The sequence below is a fragment of the Mycobacterium sp. 1274761.0 genome, assembly GCF_001668615.1.
Lineage (GTDB): Bacteria > Actinomycetota > Actinomycetes > Mycobacteriales > Mycobacteriaceae > Mycobacterium.
Genome location: NZ_LZMC01000038.1, coordinates 109,120 through 128,492, shown reverse-complemented (window position 1 = coordinate 128,492; position 19,373 = coordinate 109,120). Strand labels below are relative to the sequence as shown.

At 66.6% G+C, this 19,373-nt stretch carries 16 protein-coding genes; 6 read left to right on the top strand and 10 right to left on the bottom strand.

The window, feature by feature from the left end:
* Positions 1 to 125 precede the first annotated feature (125 nt).
* The 5 genes from treS (at position 126) to A5651_RS06540 (ending at position 5,792) form a co-directional block, all read left to right on the top strand.
* Positions 126 to 1,907 carry a maltose alpha-D-glucosyltransferase gene (treS, locus tag A5651_RS06560; protein ID WP_066977005.1) on the top strand — a complete coding sequence of 594 codons (1,782 nt, stop codon included), beginning with the start codon at positions 126 to 128 and terminating at the stop codon, positions 1,905 to 1,907.
* Positions 1,904 to 3,235: a maltokinase gene (locus A5651_RS06555; protein ID WP_066977003.1), complete on the top strand. Its 1,332-nt coding sequence runs from the start codon at positions 1,904 to 1,906 to the stop codon at positions 3,233 to 3,235. Before treS ends, A5651_RS06555 begins: the two co-directional genes overlap by 4 nt.
* A gap of 66 nt (positions 3,236 to 3,301) precedes the next feature.
* Positions 3,302 to 4,666, top strand: coding sequence for an FAD-dependent oxidoreductase (locus A5651_RS06550; RefSeq protein WP_066977315.1), 1,365 nt, complete (start codon positions 3,302 to 3,304; stop codon positions 4,664 to 4,666).
* Positions 4,667 to 4,681: 15 nt separating this feature from the next.
* The gene (locus tag A5651_RS06545; protein WP_066977000.1) at positions 4,682 to 5,050 is read left to right on the top strand and encodes a hypothetical protein; all 369 of its coding nucleotides are present in this window, start codon (positions 4,682 to 4,684) and stop codon (positions 5,048 to 5,050) included.
* Between the two features lie 391 nt (positions 5,051 to 5,441).
* Positions 5,442 to 5,792, top strand: coding sequence for a hypothetical protein (locus A5651_RS06540; protein WP_369803917.1), 351 nt, complete (start codon positions 5,442 to 5,444; stop codon positions 5,790 to 5,792).
* A gap of 29 nt (positions 5,793 to 5,821) precedes the next feature.
* Here the strand turns inward: A5651_RS06540 and glgX are convergent, their stop codons facing one another.
* The 10 genes from glgX to A5651_RS06490 all read right to left on the bottom strand — a co-directional run bounded on the left by glgX (position 5,822) and on the right by A5651_RS06490 (position 17,632).
* A complete protein-coding gene (gene glgX / locus A5651_RS06535; RefSeq protein WP_066977309.1) occupies positions 5,822 to 7,957 on the bottom strand; it encodes a glycogen debranching protein GlgX in 2,136 nt (711 codons plus the stop codon).
* A gap of 96 nt (positions 7,958 to 8,053) precedes the next feature.
* On the bottom strand, positions 8,054 to 8,731 hold the full coding sequence (locus tag A5651_RS06530; RefSeq protein WP_066976997.1) for a PAS and ANTAR domain-containing protein: 678 nt from the start codon (positions 8,729 to 8,731) through the stop codon (positions 8,054 to 8,056).
* A gap of 52 nt (positions 8,732 to 8,783) precedes the next feature.
* Positions 8,784 to 10,115: a hypothetical protein gene (locus tag A5651_RS06525; RefSeq protein WP_066976994.1), complete on the bottom strand. Its 1,332-nt coding sequence runs from the start codon at positions 10,113 to 10,115 to the stop codon at positions 8,784 to 8,786.
* On the bottom strand, positions 10,112 to 10,561 hold the full coding sequence (locus A5651_RS06520; protein WP_066976991.1) for a hypothetical protein: 450 nt from the start codon (positions 10,559 to 10,561) through the stop codon (positions 10,112 to 10,114). The genes A5651_RS06525 and A5651_RS06520 overlap by 4 nt, the downstream gene beginning before the upstream one ends.
* Positions 10,558 to 10,740, bottom strand: a complete 183-nt coding sequence (locus A5651_RS06515; RefSeq protein WP_066976988.1) for a hypothetical protein — start codon at positions 10,738 to 10,740, stop codon at positions 10,558 to 10,560. The genes A5651_RS06520 and A5651_RS06515 overlap by 4 nt, the downstream gene beginning before the upstream one ends.
* Positions 10,737 to 12,572: a hypothetical protein gene (locus A5651_RS06510; protein WP_066977306.1), complete on the bottom strand. Its 1,836-nt coding sequence runs from the start codon at positions 12,570 to 12,572 to the stop codon at positions 10,737 to 10,739. The genes A5651_RS06515 and A5651_RS06510 overlap by 4 nt, the downstream gene beginning before the upstream one ends.
* Before the next feature lie 91 nt (positions 12,573 to 12,663).
* Entirely contained in the window at positions 12,664 to 14,124 is a 1,461-nt protein-coding gene (locus tag A5651_RS06505) for an aminotransferase class I/II-fold pyridoxal phosphate-dependent enzyme (RefSeq protein ID WP_066977303.1), read from the bottom strand.
* Positions 14,125 to 14,169: 45 nt separating this feature from the next.
* Entirely contained in the window at positions 14,170 to 15,348 is a 1,179-nt protein-coding gene (locus tag A5651_RS06500) for a zinc-dependent alcohol dehydrogenase (protein ID WP_066976986.1), read from the bottom strand.
* Between the two features lie 67 nt (positions 15,349 to 15,415).
* Positions 15,416 to 16,240 (bottom strand): DUF427 domain-containing protein, encoded by an 825-nt coding sequence (locus A5651_RS06495; protein WP_066976983.1) that lies wholly within the window; start codon positions 16,238 to 16,240, stop codon positions 15,416 to 15,418.
* A gap of 9 nt (positions 16,241 to 16,249) precedes the next feature.
* Positions 16,250 to 17,632, bottom strand: a complete 1,383-nt coding sequence (locus A5651_RS06490; RefSeq protein WP_066976979.1) for an acyl-CoA dehydrogenase family protein — start codon at positions 17,630 to 17,632, stop codon at positions 16,250 to 16,252.
* A gap of 133 nt (positions 17,633 to 17,765) precedes the next feature.
* On the opposite strand from A5651_RS06490, the gene A5651_RS06485 reads away from it, so the two are divergent.
* The gene (locus A5651_RS06485; protein ID WP_066976975.1) at positions 17,766 to 19,367 is read left to right on the top strand and encodes an AMP-binding protein; all 1,602 of its coding nucleotides are present in this window, start codon (positions 17,766 to 17,768) and stop codon (positions 19,365 to 19,367) included.
* Positions 19,368 to 19,373 lie beyond the last annotated feature (6 nt).

The window sequence follows — 19,373 nt, the reverse complement described above, 5'->3', positions numbered from 1 at the left end:
CTATCCCGGTTCGACGGTGGTTTCAACTGGTACGTCTCACCGCCGCAGGCGGCGTATTTGCTCGCCGTCGTGACGACAAGCGCGGCGGATTCAATTCCGTCGCGGTTGGGTAGGTTTGAAGGTCGATGGATGCTGCAAGACAAAACCCGGTCGACCACGACCCCGCCGAAGGCAGCCGTGTTGAAGACGGCGTAGTCGAGCATCCCAACGCCGACGACTTCGGGCACGCCAGGGTGCTGCCGGAGGATCGCACCTGGTTCAAGCGAGCCGTCTTCTACGAGGTTCTGGTGCGGGCGTTCTACGACGCAAGCGCCGACGGGTCGGGCGATCTGCGCGGGTTGATCGAAAAGCTCGATTACCTGAAATGGCTTGGCGTGGACTGTCTCTGGCTGCCGCCGTTCTACGATTCACCGCTGCGTGACGGCGGCTACGACATCAGGGACTTCTACAAGGTCCTGCCGGAGTTCGGCACCGTCGACGATTTCGTAGCGCTGCTGGACGCGGCTCACCGCCGCGGCATCCGCGTCATCACAGACCTGGTGATGAACCACACGTCCGACTCGCACGAATGGTTCCAGGAGTCACGCCGCAACCCGGACGGCCCCTACGGCGACTACTACGTGTGGAGTGACACCAGCCAGAAATACGCTGACGCCAGAATCATTTTCGTCGACACCGAGGAATCGAACTGGACCTTCGACCCGGTGCGCAAGCAGTTCTACTGGCATCGCTTCTTCTCGCATCAGCCCGATCTCAACTACGACAACCCTGCCGTGCAGGAAGCGATGATCGACGTGCTGCGGTTCTGGCTCGATCTGGGCATCGACGGCTTCCGCCTCGACGCGGTGCCGTACCTGTTCGAACGCGAGAACACGAACTGCGAGAACTTGCCGGAGACCCACGCGTTCCTGAAGCACTGCCGCAAGGTGATCGACGACGAGTATCCGGGACGTGTGCTGCTGGCCGAAGCCAACCAGTGGCCGGCCGACGTGGTCGAGTACTTCGGTGATCCCGACACCGGCGGCGACGAGTGTCACATGGCGTTTCACTTCCCGCTGATGCCGCGCATCTTCATGGCGGTGCGCCGCGAATCCCGGTTCCCGATCTCAGAGATTTTGGCGCAAACCCCGCCGATCCCCGAAATGGCGCAGTGGGGAATCTTTTTGCGCAATCACGACGAGCTGACGCTGGAGATGGTCACCGACGAAGAGCGCGACTACATGTACGCGGAGTACGCCAAGGATCCGCGCATGAAGGCCAACGTCGGTATCCGCCGTCGGCTGGCGCCGTTGCTGGAGAACGACCGCAACCAGATCGAGTTGTTCACCGCGATGCTGTTGTCGCTGCCGGGTTCGCCGGTGCTCTACTACGGCGACGAGATCGGCATGGGCGACATTATCTGGCTCGGTGACCGCGATGGCGTGCGAACCCCGATGCAGTGGACGCCCGACCGTAACGCCGGCTTCTCCAAGGCCAACCCCGGACAGCTGTACCTGCCGCCGAACCAGGACCCGATCTACGGCTATCAGTCGGTGAATGTCGAAGCGCAGCGCGACAGTTCATCGTCGCTGCTGAACTGGACCCGCACCATGCTGGCGGTGCGGCGACGCCACGCGGCCTTCGCCATCGGGACGTTCCGTGAACTCGGCGGGTCCAACCCGTCGGTGCTGGCATATGTCCGCGAACTCGACCGCGACGGCGAGCACGACATCGCGCTGTGCGTGAACAACCTGTCGCGTTTCCCGCAGCCGATCGAGTTGAACCTGCAGCACTGGAACGGGTACACACCGGTGGAGATGACCGGCTACGTTGAGTTTCCGCCGATCGGCCAGTTGCCCTACCTGCTGACCCTGCCGGGCCACGGTTTCTACTGGTTCTCGCTGAAGGCGTCCGAGGAGAAGCCATGAGCCGGCCGCAGAACCTGCCGTGGGCGCAATGGCTCACCGAGCAGCGCTGGTATGCGGGCCGCACCCGTACGCTGTCGTCCGTCGCGCCCGCCCACATCGTCGCGCTGCGCGACGATCTGGATCTGGTGCTGCTCGACGCAATCTACGGCGACGGTTCGACCGACCGCTACCAGGTGCTGGTGCGGTGGGGGTCGGGGCCCATCGACGAGTACGCCGACGTCGCCACGATCGGGGCGGACGAGGACCGCACCGCCTACGACGCGCTCTACGACCCGACCGCGGCGTCCTTCCTGCTGTCGCTGGTGGATTCGTCGGCGACGGTCGGGGATTTGCGGTTCAGCAAGGAACCCGACGTCACCTTGCCGCTGGACTCGGCGCCCCGGGTTGGGAGCGCCGAGCAGAGCAACACCAGCGTCGTGTTCGAGGAGCAGGCCGTCTTCAAGGTCTTCCGACGCATCACGGCGGGCACCAACCCCGACATCGAGTTGAACCGGGTGCTCGCCCGCGCCGGCAATCCGCACGTGGCGCGCCTGCTCGGCTCGTACGAGACGGCGTGGGGCGACGAGCCGAGCGCGCTGGGCATGGTCACCGCGTTCGCGGCCAACTCCGCCGAAGGCTGGGACATGGCCACCGCCAGTACCCGTGATCTGTTCGCCGAGGGCGACCTGTACGCCGACGAGGTGGGCGGCGACTTCGCAGGCGAGTCCTACCGCCTGGGCGAGGCCGTCGCCTCGGTGCACGCCACCCTTGCCGAGGAGCTCGGCACGGCGACGACACCCTTCCCGCTCGACGCCGTGCTGGAGCGACTGCAGGGTGCCGCCGCGGCTGTCCCCGACCTGCAGCAGTACGTGCCGCTGATCGAGGAGCGCTACCGCAAGCTGGCGGAGGAAACGATCACCGTCCAGCGCGTGCACGGCGACCTGCACCTCGGGCAGGTGTTGCGCACGCCGGAGCGGTGGCTGCTGATCGACTTCGAAGGCGAGCCGGGCCAGCCGCTCGACGACCGCAGGCGGCCCGACTCGCCTGCCCGCGATGTGGCGGGCATCCTGCGCTCCTTCGAATACGCCGCCTACCAGCGGTTGATGGAGCAGGCCGAAGACGACCGCTACCGGCAGCTGGCCGCCCGGGCGCGCGAATGGGTGGAGCGCAACGCCGGCGCGTTCTGCGAGGGTTATGCCGTGGTGGCCGGGGCTGACCCCCGCGATTCGGTTGCCATGCTGGCGGCGTACGAGCTGGACAAGGCGGTATACGAGGCGGCCTACGAGGCCCGGCACCGGCCGACATGGCTGCCGATCCCGCTGCGCTCGATCGCGCGAATCGTCGGCTGAGGTCACGACCTCCTAAGAAAGTGCCAAAAGGCAGCGCGCGGCCACCGGTGGGTGGACCATCCGATGATGGCTGACGTGGACATCTGTGTGATCGGGGCCGGGTTCGCCGGGCTGACGGCCGCGCTGCGATGCAAGCAGGCCGGCCACTCGGTGGCTCTGCTGGAGGCCCGCGACCGGGTTGGCGGGCGCACGTTCACCGTGGCGGGTCCCGACGGCACGTGGATCGACCGCGGCGGCGCCTGGATCGGCCCGGGCCAGGACCGCATCCGCGCGCTGATGAACGAGTTCGACGTGCCGAGCTACAAGCAGTACGCCGATGGCGAGGCGATGATGGTCGTCGACGGCAAGCAATACCGCTACAAGGGCGTCGTACCGCGCAACCTCAATCCTCTCGCGACGCTCAGCCTCGGCGCCGCGTTCTTCGAACTCGGCCGAATGTGCAAGACGGTTCCGCTCGAGGCGCCGTGGACCGCGAAGAAGGCCGGCAAGTGGGACAGCGTCTCCGTCGGGCACTGGCTGGACCGCCACGTGTGGTCGAGGGCCGCGCGCGACCTGCTCGAAACCGCGGTCGGCGGCACCTACACCAGCGACACCGCCGAGGTCTCGCTGTTGTTCGCGCTGCACCAGATGGCCTCCGGCGGCGGGCCCGAGTTCGTGTTCGGCATCGTGGGCGGCTCGCAGGATTCCCGCATCGTCGGCGGCATGGGCGCGGTGTCCGGGCCGATGACCGCGGCGCTCGGCGAGTCAGTGCACTTGAACCAACCGGTGCGACGCATCGAGCAGGACGGCGAGGGCGTCACGGTCGCTTCCGATGACATGACAGTGCGGGCCAGGCGTGCCGTGGTGGCGGTGCCGTTGGCGATCGCAAGCCAGATCATCTATGAGCCAACGCTTTCCGTGGAAAGGTCGTTTCTGCACCAGCGGATGCCCAGCGGTGCGGTCATCAAGACCAACATCGTCTACGACGAACCGTTCTGGCGGTCCCAGGGGCTCTCGGGGCAGTCTGCGGCGCCGGGCACGGCGGCGGCGGTGACCATCGACGCCTGCACCGACACCGGCACGCCGGGGGTGCTCTGTGTGATCACCGAGGGGCCGGGCGCGCGCGAGCTGTGCCGGCTCGACGCCGGGGAACGCCGCGCTGTAATCCTCGACGAGCTGGGCAAGCGGTTCGGCGGCGCGGCGCGCTCGCCGGTGGACTACATCGAGCAGAACTGGACGGTCGAACGCTATTCGGGCGGCGGCATGATCAGCCATGCGCCACCGGGCGTACTCACCGAGTTCGGCACCGCACTGCGCGAGCCATGCGGCCGCATCCACTGGGCGGGCACCGAGAGCTCAGCGGTCATGTGCGGGTGGGTGGACGGAGCCGTGCGCTCGGGGGAGCGCGCCGCGGCCGAGATCCTGCAGCGCGAAAAGGTGGCGGTCCCGTAACGGGTATCCGCGCGTATGGCCAAATATGCGGTGAACAAGGACGCGGTGACCAAGGCGCGCGAGCTCATCGACGCCCGCCAGTACGTGCTCGACAGCGACTGGGGACAGGTGCAGCCCGGCGCAGAAGCTCAGAACACGTTCTTGGAAAACCACTCGTGGGACGAGTACGCCCGGTGGCACCTCGGCCTCACCGAGGGCGCATCAGACCACACCAAGGCGCGTTACGCCTTCGTCTACGGCGATCTGCGGCGGCTGCACCGCACGGGGCTGATCGCCTGCGTCTACCGCGCATCGGAGTGGCGGCACAAAGACATCGAGCTGGCCGCCCATGATCTGCTGCAGTACCTCGACGCCAAGACCGGCCTGACACCGACCACCCGCTAGGAGCTACCAGCAACTTGACAGGCGTGAAGTTCACGATGGCCGGAGAGGGTGCTGTTGCAACCGTGGCCGTCGGTAGTCACCGCCGCTCTTCGGCTTCTACTTCCAGCCCGCCCGGCCGGCGGCACCCCTCGGTGCCGAATACATGACCACGGCTGCTTCAGCTGGTCAACCGTACCATATGCCCAGTTACGGGCAATGATTTCGACTAAGTCGTCCTACGTTCGGCCGCCGTTGGTTCCGCCGCGCGAAGCGGCCAGCGCGGCGGGCCCGGCGCTGTCGCCGGTCGACCGGATTCGGGGCCGGCAGCAACCGTCGAGCTAAATGCGCCGGCGGGCCGACGGCGGTGTTGATGATGATGGCCGCTGTTTAACCCCCTCCGATGCCGGGCAACATGGGAGACATGGCACGCGACGTCTCCGATGACAATCCACTGACTCCCGAAGAGGCTCTCGACTCCGACGAGATCCGCAACGACGACGGTGACAACGTGGTGGATCCGCCCGAGCGGTGGATCGACGCGGGTGAGAACGAGTCGCTCGACGAACGGCTCGCCGAAGAGGAACCCGATGTGACGCCCGACGACATCGACGTTCGCGACGCGAACGACCGGGCCGACGACGAGACCATTTCAACACCCGATGACGAGCTCGATCGGCTGGACCCCGAGCAGCGCGGCCGCGAAGAGGGTCAGATCGACGGCACACCCGAGGACGGCGATTCGTTCTTCGATGTGGTCGAATAAGGAATAGGGCTGTCGGACAGAGCTTTTCGCTAGGAGTCGGCCTGCAGCACCATCACCGAGCGGGCGTCCACGGTGACTGTCGCCGCAGCGTCATACGGTTTGGACTCTTCATTGACGTCGTCGGCGGTGTAGATCACCGGCACCCATGACGGTCCGTACTCTTTCTGCGGCAGCGTGAAGTCGATCGGCTCGTAGTGGGCGTTGAAGAACAGCACGAACGAATCGTCGGTGAGCCGTTGCCCGCGCACGTCGAGATCGGGGATGCCGTATCCGTTGAGGTAGACGCCGAGCGACTTCGCAAAGCCGGATTCCCAGTCCTCGTCGGTCATTTCGGATCCGTCGGGCGCGAGCCAGGCGATGTCGGGCAGCGTCGGGCCCGGGCGCTGCCGCACCGGCCGCCCACTGAAGAAACGTCGCCGCCGGAAGACGGGGTGGGCGGCGCGCAGCGCGGACACCGACCGGGTGAACTCGATAAGCCCCTCGTCGGCGGTCGCCCAGTCAATCCAGGACAACTCGTTGTCCTGGCAGTAGACGTTGTTGTTGCCTTGCTGCGTGCGGCCGAGTTCGTCGCCGTGGGCGATCATCGGGACGCCCTGCGAGAGCAGCAGCGTGGTCAGGAAGTTGCGCTGCTGGCGCGCACGCAACCCGTTGACCTCGGGGTCGTCGGTGGGACCTTCGGCACCGCAGTTCCACGACCGGTTGTGGCTTTCCCCGTCGTTGTTGTCTTCGCCGTTGGCCTCGTTGTGTTTCTCGTTGTAGGACACCAGATCCCGCAGCGTGAAGCCGTCGTGGGCGACGACGAAGTTGATCGACGCCACCGGCCTGCGCCCGGTGTGCTCGTAGAGGTCGGCCGAACCGGTGAGGCGGGAGGCGAACTCGTCGAGCGTGGCGGGCTCACCGCGCCAGTAGTCGCGGACGGTGTCGCGGTACTTGCCGTTCCACTCGGTCCATTGCGGCGGGAAGTTGCCGACCTGATAGCCGCCGGGCCCGACATCCCATGGTTCGGCGATGAGCTTGACCTGACTGACCGTCGGATCCTGTTGCACCAGTTCGAAAAACGTGGCCAGTCGGTCGACGTCGTAGAACTCGCGCGCCAGGGTCGCGGCCAGGTCGAAGCGAAACCCGTCGACGTGCATTTCGGTGACCCAGTAACGCAGCGAGTCCATGATCAGCTGCAGCGTGTGCGGATGGCGGACGTTGAGGCTGTTGCCGGTGCCCGTGTAGTCCATGTAGTACCGCTTGTCGTCGTCGACAAGGTGGTAGTAGGCGGCGTTGTCAATGCCGCGCATCGACAGCGTCGGGCCCAGGTGGTTGCCCTCGGCGGTGTGGTTGTAGACGACGTCGAGGATCACTTCGATGTCGGCCTCGTGCAGCGCGCGGACCATCGCCTTGAACTCCTGCACCTGCCCACCCGGCGTGGGGTTGCTGCTGTATTTGGGGTCGGGAGCAAAGAAGCCGATGGTGTTGTAGCCCCAGTAGTTGGACAGGCCTTTGTCGACCAGCGTGGAGTCGTTGGCGAAGTGATGCACCGGCATGAGTTCGATTGCCGTCACGCCCAGCGACTGCAGGTGTTCGATCATCGCGGGATGCGCGATCGCGGCGTAGCTGCCGCGGATGGCCTCCGGGATGTCGGGGTGGGTCTGGGTCAGGCCCTTCACGTGCGCTTCGTAAATCACCGAATCGGCGTACTCGTGGCCGGGCGGGCGGTCCACCCCCCAGTCGAAGTACGGGTTGATGACCACAGACTTCGGCATGCTGGCCGCCGAGTCGTCGTCGTTGCGGCTGTCGGGATCGCCGAAGTTGTAGCCGAACAGCGACTGATTCCAGTCGAAGGTGCCATCGATTGCCTTGGAGTACGGGCACAGCACCAGCTTGTTCGGATTACACCGCAGACCCGCCGCGGGATCGTATGGGCCGTGCACGCGGTAGCCGTAGCGCTGACCCGGCTGGATGTTCGGGATGAAACAGTGCCAGACGAACCCGTCGACCTCGGGCAGCGTTATCCGGGTCTCGGCTCCATCATCACTGAACAGGCAGAGCTCGACCTTCTCCGCGGCCTCGCTGAACACCGCGAAGTTTGTGCCGGACCCGTCGAACGTGGCGCCCAACGGGTACGCCTTACCGGGCCAGACTTCCAGCGGGGCCGACTGCGCAGCTTGGGTCAACGAACACACTCCAGGGATCGAGGGGACCTACGAGACCATACGGGGGTGCCCAGTGGGGCGCCATCACAACCAAAGTCGATGATCTTGATCGGCGGTTCAGGAGGCGGATCTGGCCGGGTCGTCGGGCTGCGCGCGCTGATGCGCCGTCAGCAGCAGATGGTCGAACGTCCCCCGCGGCGGCAGGACCTCCTCGTAGGTCAGCTTCGCGAAGTCGGTCAGCAGCTGCTCGGCCAGTACGCGCAGCTTGATGTTCGTCTCTTGTGACCGCCACTTCAACAGCTCGAAGGCCGAGTCATCGCTGATCCGGTAGATCAACATCAGCATGCCCTTGGCCTGCTCGATCACCGCCCGGTTCTCGGCGATCTCGGCGACCGCCGCGCTGACCTCATCCTCGCGCCTGCGGTCGGTATCGGTCACGTCGACGTAGAACCCGTGCGTGCCGATGACCTCGCCGTCGTCGTAGAGCCGGTCCCCGATGACGATGACGTCATGAACCTGCTGGCGGGTGTCGATGATGCGGTGGCGGGTGCTGAATGTCTTGTGCGTGCGCCGGATCTCGTCCAGCGTCGCGGCGACTCCGACGTAGTCATCGGGATGCTTGTGCGAGAGCACCAGCTCGGTGGTGGGCTCCACCGTGCCCGGCTCGTAGCCGTGCAGCCGCTGCACTTGATCCGACCACTCCCATCGTTCGTCGGCGAAATAGAAGCGAAACCACCCGACCTGCTGCGGAGAACCCCCGGCTAACGCTTGTTCTACAGTGTCGTCAACCGGCACGAAGCCAATCTAAATGACTTCGCGAGAAGTGGTGTGGCGATTGCGCGTTTCATCAGCCACCGAATAGCAGGTACAGCCCCGTGAACGTGTAACCGACCATCACCAGCATCATGGCGAGCTGGCCGGTGAGCTGATATCCCTTGGGCAGCACCCGCAGCGCGCGATCGTGCGCTGCGACCACCCCGGCGACGTGTCCGCCGACCACGCAGCAGACCTTGATGGTTGCCAGCACCGAAGGATGAAGCGACAGAAGGTAACTCACTCCGGCGTCGCCGAGGCCCAGCAGATTCCAGTCACGGTTTAGCGGGTCGGCGAGGTCGATGACGGTCTGCTGACCCCGTTCGACAAGATACGACAGGTAGTGCGCGAACATGTATCCCAGCACGATCGGGATGAGCGAGTGCGCCATCCGCCCGGGCAGTTCGCGTCTGGTGCTTCGGTCGACGCCGCCGGTGGCCCGCGCGGCCAGCGAGAACGAAACCGCCACCACCGCTACGAAAACGACGAGACCCGCAGAACGCAGCAGGCTGTTGGCCGTCGCCGAATGAGCATAGTGGTCGGCGAAGTTCCGCCAGTCCGGTGACGCCGAGAAGCTGTCGAACGCCGTCGATCCGAGCAGCACCGCCAGCATCGTCACGGCGCCGGGCCGCACGGGCAGCGACGGAAGGTGGTCGAACGGGTTGCCGATCTCGATGCGGCCGCTGGCCGGGTTGCGCCGGAACGGCGAAAACCGTGACGCCACAACGCTGTAGACCTCGAACGGATCCGCGCGGCTGAACCATCCGTCTCCGCAGACGATCGCGCCGGCGAGCGTGACGACGAGGTAACTCAGCAGCCAGAGCCTGATCGCGCCGAGCGAACCGGGGTCCGGGCTGGCCAATTCCAGCCAGACGAACGCGAACAGGCCGAGAACCCCGGGCCAGTAGCCCAACCGACGAGGATAACCGCGGCCCGACGGCAACCGTGCCAGCCGCAGCAGGCGGTACAGCGTGCGCGGCGGCGAGATCGCCCGCCACACAGGGCCGATCGCCAAAGACAGCGCCACCAGCCCGATCCACATGAACACGTAGAAGACGCCGGGCACCGGGTTGTGGTCGGACGTGCCGAACAGTGCGGCCATCGCCACCCAGCCCGCGAACAGCAGACCGGCCGCGGCCAGCAGCCATCGGGTGACCGCTGCGTCGACCACCGTCGTCACCCACTGCGGCAGAGCGTGTCCCGGCTTGTCCGGATCAAAGCGCGGCGTTCGCCAGGCGAAAGCGACCACCGCGAAGGTGAACGTCAACGCCCACGCCGCCCCGATCAGCGCATAGCTCAACGGGATTGGCAGATCCGTGGACCCGCCGAGGCCATGGGCCAGGACCGCGACGGGTCGATCGGTCACGGCTGGACTTGGATGGTCGCGATCGTCTTGTCGAGGTGGTGCAATTCGACGTCCACGTTTCCGGGGACGTCGACCGTGAACTGGAACTGCTGTGCGGGCTTGGCCTCGACGTTGAACTTGTGGTCGGGCGTCGAGTGCACGTGCAGCTCGTCGGCGGTGTCGCTGTTGACCTTGACCACGATCGGCTGGTTCACCTTCGCCTTCAGCTGGGCATTGGTCGGGGTCACCTGACCGCCCTTGATCGTGACGTCGATCTGCAGACGGTCGGGCGCTGCCTGATTGTTCTGCATGTCCGACGGGCTGACTGTCGACTTGGACGGCGCAGCCGGGCTTTGCGCGTTCTGTGACTCGCCGCCTTGCCCGCAGCCGGCGAGCAGCAGGGCGCCGGCGGCGAGCACGGCAGCCAGGACGACAGGGACTCGCTTATCTCGTTGTAATGAAGTCACGATTTCCCATCATGATCGGTCGAGCCTGATTGCTCACTGTCGGCCTCGCCTCTGTTGCGACGGTCCTTCATCGCGACGTAGCCGATCACGCCGGCCACGATGATCGCAGGGACGAACGCCGGGATGGCGAGCAGCAGCCCATGATGGGCCAGTACCACGACGTCCGGCGCAGCGGTCATGCTTGCGCTGACGGCTGGAGTTCCGTCTTCGTCCCGGTCGGCTGGCTCCTGTTGACGCGCCCCGCGCCCCAGGTGAGGCCGCCGATCATGATCAGCGTGCAGGCCAGCACGATCAGACATCCGATGGTCCACAGCGACATGGGCACCTCGGGACTGCGCTCGCGCTGCAGGATCGTGATCTCCGCGACGAACGGCCGCGTCATCGACGCCTGCGCGGGCACCTCCGGCGCCCCGATGCCGGGGTCGCCGGCCAGGAAAATCGGTACCGCGGTCAGCATCCGGCCGTCGTGCACCCGCAGCAACGTCTTCCACTGGCCGTAGACCGGCATCGGCTGCGTCGACCGGTAATGGCCGGGGCCGAGCTTCTCCAGGCGGTCGACGAAGATACCGCGGTCATTGGCCAGCCCGCCCTGCCAGCCGAGCACCGACACCCAGTTGGGGTCGTCGCTGATCAGATCCGGGGGGTTGATCCGCACGTCGGCGTTTACCAGACGCTTGCCGGGCGTCCCGGCCTCCGTCAGCGTCACCGTCGCGGTGGCGTTTTTCGGCACCTCGTAGCGCAGACCGTTGGCCGTCGCGCCGCCGATGGCCAGGATCGCCAGCACGACAAGGCCGATGCTGATGGCACGGCGCGGCAGCCGCTGGTCGGTGAGCACCATGCCGAACATCGCGCCGCACGCCCCGGTGAGCACCGCGACCGGCACGGCCATCATCAGCGCCTCGGGCCAGATGCTGGACGGCCACGGGTAGTGATAGACCGTGTCGACCCACAACGACTCGAGCCACAGCCCGACCGTGCTGACTCCAAGGCCGCTGACCAGACCGAACACGATGGGCCGCTTGTACAGCGGGGTGAACGCGAGGACTTCGACGACGATGGCGGCGCCCAGGTAGAGCGCGAACCAGTTGATCGGCGCGCCCAGGATCGGGCCGACAGTCAACGCCACCAGTCCGCGCAGCCCGATCGCCAACACCGCGGCCAGGATGGCGGCGCCGCGGCCCATCATCATGCGGGCGGCGACGAGCGCAAACGCCCCGGCCGCGGCGATTAGCATCGGCTGGAATACCTGACGGAACTGCGGCACACCGAAGTCGAACTCGATCTGGAACACCGACAGGCCGATGACGATGCCGCCGAAAGCGAGATATTTGATGAAGAGGAGCCCGTAGCCCTCCTTGGGCGCGTCCTCGCCGACGTGCTTCTTGCCCTCGTATTCGAGGACCAGCGCCGCGATGGTCGAGAAGCCTGCACCGCCGATCATCATCAGGTGCGTCGGCCCCCACAGCGTGACGTCCTGGCCGAAGATGCGGTGCCAGACGTCGTCCAGCGGGAAGCCGGTCAGCGCGTAAAGCCCGCAGCCGGCCATCAGCACGCCGCCGACCGGCGCATACCAGTCCTTGGTGATCCGGATCGCGAACGGGCCCGGCTTCTCATACGGCAGCACGATCGCCGCGCAACCCGCGACAAACAACAGGAACAGCCCGAACAGAATGAAGTAGTGCGCCGGGTTGGCCAACGGCCCCGGGTCGCGGCCCTTCCCGATGTGCAGGCTGACATCCCAGATGAAGCCGAACAGCGCGCAGATCAACGTGGCGGTGAACAGCGCGATCGGGACGGCCACCCACGGCGGCCGCTTGAATCGCCGGCCCGCCCATTCGGCCACGCTGTTGACCCACGTGATTTTGCGCGCCCGATGCAGGTACCCGAGCCAGCACAGCAGCGCACCGACCACCAGCGCCACCACCGTCATGCCGATCACCTGGTCGAGTGCGGCGCCGCCACCCTCACTGCCCGCGGCGGCAAGGAGTGAAATCTCCGTCGAACCCATCATCTGCCCCACCCTGGAGAGTCTCGGAGGAAGTACTTACCAGCCGGTAATGTTGCCAGAAACGGCCCACATGAAACCAGGGGTACCGGCAACTTCACGCGACCACCCGAATCCGCTTCAGCGACGGATCTGCCGGGTCGGGAAGGTTCATTCCGGCCGCCACGCCGGTCCGTAGATAGTCGATGACCGCCTCGCTGAGCCGCTCACCGGGAACTACCGCGGGAATGCCCGGCGGATAGGGCGTGATCTGTTCGGCGGCGACGCGTCCGGGCGCCTTCTCCGCAGGCACCATCTCGACGGGGCCGAAGAACGCGTCGCGCGGCAACTGCACGCTTTCCAGTTCGATTTCGTCGGGGGTCGGCAGGTCGATGCGCGGCGGCGAGTCGAAGTCGCGGGCCGCCTTGCGCCACGCCCACAGCGCGTCCAGCAGCCGCCCGGCGGTCGATGCGTCGTCGGCGAACGACATTGTGGCCAGGATCCGCCGGTGATCGGCCATGCCGACGTCGACCTGCATGTGTTCACGCAGCCAGTCGGCCGCCTGGTATCCCGACGTGCCGGTGGCCGAGACGTCCATCAGCACCTGAAGGCGGTCGAGGTCGTGGCTGGCCTCCACCCCGAGCAGTTCGTCGTCGAGCACCTCGAGGTCGGGGATCAGCTCGATGTCGTCGCGCAGCTTGTTGGCGAGATCCAAAGCGGCCCCGAGCAATTCGTGGCCGTGCTGAACCATCTGCCGGCGCCAGCCGTCCATCGCCGAATACACCATCACGTTCGGGCTGGTGGTCATCAACAGATCGGCGCATGCCGAGAGCCGGTTCACGTCGACCAGGTCGCCCTGCAGGTGGAACACCGAGCCCTGCTCGAAGCCGGCGCCCATCTTGTGCACGCTCACCACGCACACGTCGGCGCCGGCGTCCATCGCCCAGGTCGGCAGGTCATCGTGGAACGGCAGGTGCGCACCCCACGCCTCGTCGACGATCAGCGGCTTGCCCCGGGCGTGGCACACCTCGGCGATGGCCTCGATGTCGGCGCACGTGCCGTACGGGCTCGGGCTGACGATCAGCGCGCCCGCCGCGTCGGGGTTGCGCTCCCACGCCTCGGCCACGTCGTCGGGGGACGGTGGATGCGAAACGTGGCGGTCGGCGTCCCACCGTGGCGTGACCCAGTGCGGTTGCACGCCCGAGAAGATCAGGCCCGCGACGATCGACTTGTGGCTGTCGCGGGTGACCAGCAGCCCGCCGTCGGCGCCGCCTGCGACGGCCATCATGGCCGCCTTCACCGACAGCGAGCTGCCGCAGGTGGAGAACCACGCCACGTCGGCGCCGACCGCCTCGGCCATTAGATCTTCGGCGTTCTTGAGAAACTGGCCGCTGGAGTGACGATCGTCGAGCCCGCCGCTGGCGAGGAGGTCGTCGTGAAACGGCTCGCGGCCCAGGACAGAGAGCACCCGGTCATCGGTGCCGCGTCCCTGCCGGTGTCCGGGCGGCGTGAACCCGTAGCGGTTGGCCTTGCGGTAGTCGACGAGGGCATCGAGCAGCGGCGCTTCGGATTGGTCCATGATCTTGGGATTACCCGGGTGCTGGCGGCTCAACCTGTCGATCACCTACGGCGTCAACACCACCTTGACCATGCCGTCCTGCTTCTTCTGGAACTTCTCGTATGCCTCCGGGGCGGCGTTCAGTGCCAGCCGGTGCGTGGCGAAACCCTCCGTACGCAGCGGATCGTCATCGGTCAGCAGCGGCAGGATGTCTGGTACCCACCGCTTGACGTTGGCCTGGCCCATGCGCAGGTTCAGCTGCTTGTCGAACAGCGTCATCATGTTGATCGGGTCGGCGGCCCCGCCGTAGACGCCCGACAGCGAGATGGTGCCGCCGCGGCGCACCATGGCGATGGCGGTGTTGAAGGCCGCCAGCCGGTCCACTCCGGCGTTCTTCAACAGCACCCGTCCCACCGGCGCGGGCAGAAAAGCGCTGGCGGTGTGCGCGACCGAGGCGATCGGGGAGCCATGCGCCTCCATCCCGACCGCGTCGATCACCGAGTCGGCGCCGCGGCCCTGGGTGCACTCGCGCACCACCTCGACGGGGTCGTCGAGGTTCATGTCGATGACGTCGGCGCACATGTCTCTGGCCCGCTGCAGCCGGTCCGGGACGAGGTCGACGCCGATCACCCGGCAGTCGTGCCGGTGCTGCGCGATCCGGCACGCCATCGAGCCAATCGGTCCCATGCCGAGGACGACGAGCGTTCCACCGTCGGGCACGTTCGCGTATTCGACGGCCTGCCAAGCGGTGGGCAGCACGTCGGACAGATACACGTAGCGTTCGTCGGGCCCGTCCAGCGGAACCTTGATGTGGGTGTAATGGGCTTGGGGCACCCGAAGGTATTCGGCCTGTCCCCCCGGCACCTGGCCGTAGAGCTTCGAGTAGCCGAACAACGCAGCGCCGGTGCCCTGGTCGCGGTTCTGCGTTGTCTCACACTGGCTTTGAAGACCGTGCCCGCACATGTAGCAGTGCCCGCAGGAGATGTTGAACGGGATCACCACTCGGTCGCCGGCCTTCAGGTCGCCGGCGTCTCTGCCGACTTCCTCGACGATCCCCATCGCCTCATGGCCGAGGATGTCGCCGGCTGTCATAAACGCGCCGAGCACCTCATACAGGTGCAGGTCGCTGCCGCAGATGTTGGTGCTGGTGACCCTGACGATCGCATCGGTCGGTTCCTTGATGATTGGATCCGGCACGTTCTCGATCGTGACGCTCCGTCGGCCCTGCCACGTGACTGCCCGCACTTCCCCTCCTCAGGTCGCGTGTCGGGTGCCCGCTGAATGCGCGACGAAACCTGCGGGTGCGTAACGATCATTCGCTCCAGGGGGTGACCGGCCGCTCACGCAGGGCACCGTCGACGAATACGTCGACGCGTTCGTCGAAGAAGCACACCCGATCGCGCACCTGCAGGGCATCGTGCAACGGCTCGCGGTAGGTCCACGCCACGTCACGCGGACCGCCGGGCACCGACAGATACGACGCGCGACCCTTGTAGGCGCAGTACGACACGGTATCGCTGGACTCCAGAGCCACGACGACGTCGTCGCGCGGCAGGTAGAAGCGGACCGGCAGCAACGTCTCGAACAGCAACATGGGCCGTGACGACTCGGCCAACACCGTGCCGTCGTATTCGATCCGCACATGGCGGCTGCTGCGCAAGACGTCGATGCGGGCAAACGGATCGTGGGGATGGCTGACGATCGGCTCGTCCTCCTCGCGCCACTCGAACGCATCGAATTCGAGGACGACGTAACCGTCGAGGTCGGGGTCGTCGGGCGCAAAGGCCGCACTCCCGGCCGTCTCGTCGCCGGCGATGACGTCGTAAACCGTTCCGGCGCAACTGTGTACGGGAAAGGGCACGCTGGGGTCCAGCAGCGGCCGGTCACTCACGTCGGGCAGCGTGAACCCGGTGTACCGGTCGCCGGACTCAGCTCCCGCGGGCAGCAGGTGCGCGGTCAGTGCGGCCGCCGGGACGGCGTAGCCCGGGACGATGCGGCGCGGCTCCCATACCAGCCGGGCATCGGTCGTGTCGGCCACCAGTTCGCCGGCCAGGCACACCCGAATCCGTTTGGCGGTGGGCTCATACCGCAGGGAATCGATGGTGCCGGCGAGGAGGCCCCGCATCCTGACGGCCATGACCCCACGCTACTTCTTGGGCGGCTTGAGCACCTTCATCGCCAGCTGCATGACCGGCTGCGGAATGCGGTCGCGCATGTCCAAGGCGGTGTTGGCCGCTTGGGTGCGCGCCGGGGTGCCGCGACCGAACCAGCGGTTGAGGGGCCCGCCGGAGGGCTCGAGGTCGAAATGCAGCGGCGGCTTGCCGTCGGCGGCGCCCAGCGCGTTGGAGATGACGACCCGCTGGATCTCGCTGGTGCCTTCAAAGATGGTGTACAGCTTGGCATCCCGGTACCACTTCTCCACCGGATGGTCCTTGATGTAGCCCCAGCCGCCCATGGTCTGGATGGCGCGTTCGGTGGTGCGGACCGCGACCTCGCTGGCGGCCAGCTTGGACATCGACCCTTCGCCGCGTTCCATCGGGATGCCGTTGGCGGCCATCCACGAGGCGCGCCACGTCAGCAGCCGCGCGCCGTCCAGAGCGGTGGCGAGCTCGGCCAGCGGGAACGCGATGCCCTGGTTGTCGATGATCGGGGCGCCGAACGCCTCACGGCGGTTGGCATATTCGGTGGCGTATTCCATTGCCGCCCTTGCGATGCCGAGCGCCTGGGCGGCGACCATCGGCCGCGTCTGCTCGAATGTGCCCAGCGTCGCCGAACCCGAATGCCTGCCGCCCTCGACGGCTTCGCGGGCCTTGGCCAGCTTGTGGTCGAGCTTGTCCTGACCGCCGAGGAGGTTGGCGGCCGGCACGCGAACCGAGTTGAACTTCAGCTCCGCGGTGTGGGAGGCCCGGCAGCCGAGCTTGTCGAGCTTGCGCACCATCTCCAGCCCGGGCGTGCCGCCGGGCACGATGAACAGGGCCTGGCCGCGGTGGCCGAGTTCCTCGTCGACGACGGCGTTCACCACGTGCACGTTGGCGATGCCGCCGTTGCCGATCCACATCTTGTGGCCGTCGATGATCCAGTCGTCCCCGTCACGGGTGGCGCGCGTGCGCAGGTTGCGGACGTCGCTGCCGCCCTCGGGCTCGGAGATCGCCAGCGCCGCGAGCTTCAGATCGCCGGGGCTGCCGAAGCACTCCGGCGCCCACTCCAGCATCTGCTCGGGTGAGGCGGCCTGGCCGATCGCCGACAGCGCGAGCGCGGGCATCACGATGGCCAGCCCGATGCCCGCGCAGCCCCAGAACAACTCCTCCATGAACATGGGCAGCGACAGGCCCGTGGGGTCACCGATCAGATCGCGGTAGAACAGCGGGCTGTAGAAACCCCGGGCGGCGGCTTCCTCGAGGACCGGCCACGGGAATTCCTGGCGGGCGTCGTAGTCGGCGGCGACGGGGCGGATGCATTGCTCGGCGAACTCATGGGTGCGTTGCGCGAGATCGTGTTGCGCTTCAGTCGGGGTCAGGTCGAAGCTCATGATTCTGCCGCCTCTGCCACCTCTGTTGACATTTCGCCCACCCGCCTTCCGGTCGAAGATTTACGGTGACGAGTACCCCGCGGGAACCGAAAATTCACGGTCGGTGACCGCGAGCGATGGAGGAGCTGGGCGCATGTTGTCGTATGACGCCGGAGAGACCAGCCCGCCGCTGCTCGACGAGACGATCGGCGGGAACCTCGCTCGCACGGCCGCCGCCTTCGGCGACCGGGAGGCACTGGTCGAGTGTGCGACCGGCAGGCGGTGGACTTACGGCTCGTTCTATGAGGCGACCCGGCGGATCGCCTCGGGGCTGATTGCGGGTGGCACCAAACCGGGTGAGCGGATCGGCATCTGGGCGCCGAACTGCGCCGAGTGGACGATGATCCAGTACGCCACCGCGCAAGCGGGCGCCATCCTGGTGAACATCAACCCCGCGTACCGCACCGATGAACTGGAGTTCGCGCTGAACCAGTCGTCGGTCAGCGCGGTGTTCGCGGCGCCGTCGTTCAAGGGCTCCGACTACGCGGCGATGCTGTCGATTGTGCGCGGGCGCTGCCCGGCGCTGTCCGAGGTGGTGGTGATCGGCGGTGAGGCGTGGCAGGAGGTCGCCGACACCGCGACCGACGAGGACGCGCTGACTCGGGTGGGATCCGGCTTGCGGCCGGGGGATCCGATCAACATTCAGTACACGTCGGGCACTACCGGATTTCCCAAGGGCGCCACGCTCACCCATACCAACATCCTCAACAACGGCTATCTGGTGGGCGAGCTGCTTGACTACACCGAGGAGGACAGGGTTTGCATACCTGTGCCGTTCTACCACTGCTTCGGGATGGTGATGGGGAATCTGGCCTGCACCAGCCACGGTGCGGCTATGGTGATTCCGGCGCCGGGCTTCGAGCCGGAAGCGACGCTGAAAGCTGTTGCGCAGCAAGGTGCTACATCGTTGTACGGCGTGCCGACGATGTTCATTGCCGAGCTCGGGCTGCCGAACTTCGACAGCTTCGACCTGAGCACGCTTCGCGCGGGGATCATGGCGGGGTCACCGTGTCCGGAGCAGGTGATGCGCAACGTGATCGACCGGATGCACATGCGCGACGTGGCGATCTGCTACGGCATGACCGAGACGTCGCCGGTATCGACGCAGACGCGGCCGACCGACAGCCTGCAGCGGCGGGTGACGACGGTCGGGCGGGTCGGCCCGCATCTGGAGGTGCAGGTCGTCGACGACAGCGGAGCGCAGGTCGAGCGCGGGACAGCCGGCGAGCTGTGCACGCGCGGCTACAGCGTGATGCTCGGCTATTGGGGGGAAGCCGACAAGACGGCCGAGGCGATCGACGCAGATGGCTGGATGCACACCGGCGATATCGCGGTGATGGACGACGACGGCTACCTCGCGATCACGGGCAGGATCAAGGACATGGTGATCCGCGGCGGAGAGAACATCTACCCGCGGGAGATCGAGGAGTTCCTGTACCGCCATCCCGACATCGTCGACGCTCAAGTGGTCGGGGTGCCCGATGAGAAGTACGGCGAGGAGTTGATGGTCTGGCTGCGGATCAGAGACGGCGCCGAACCGCCGACGGCGGAGAGCCTGCGCGCATTTTGTGCCGGCCGCATAGCGCATCACAAGATTCCGCGATACGTCCAAATCGTCGACGAGTTCCCGTTGACGGTGACCGGCAAGGTCAGGAAGGTTGAGCTTCGCCGGCGCGGCGAGGCGCTTCTTCGATGAAGTCAG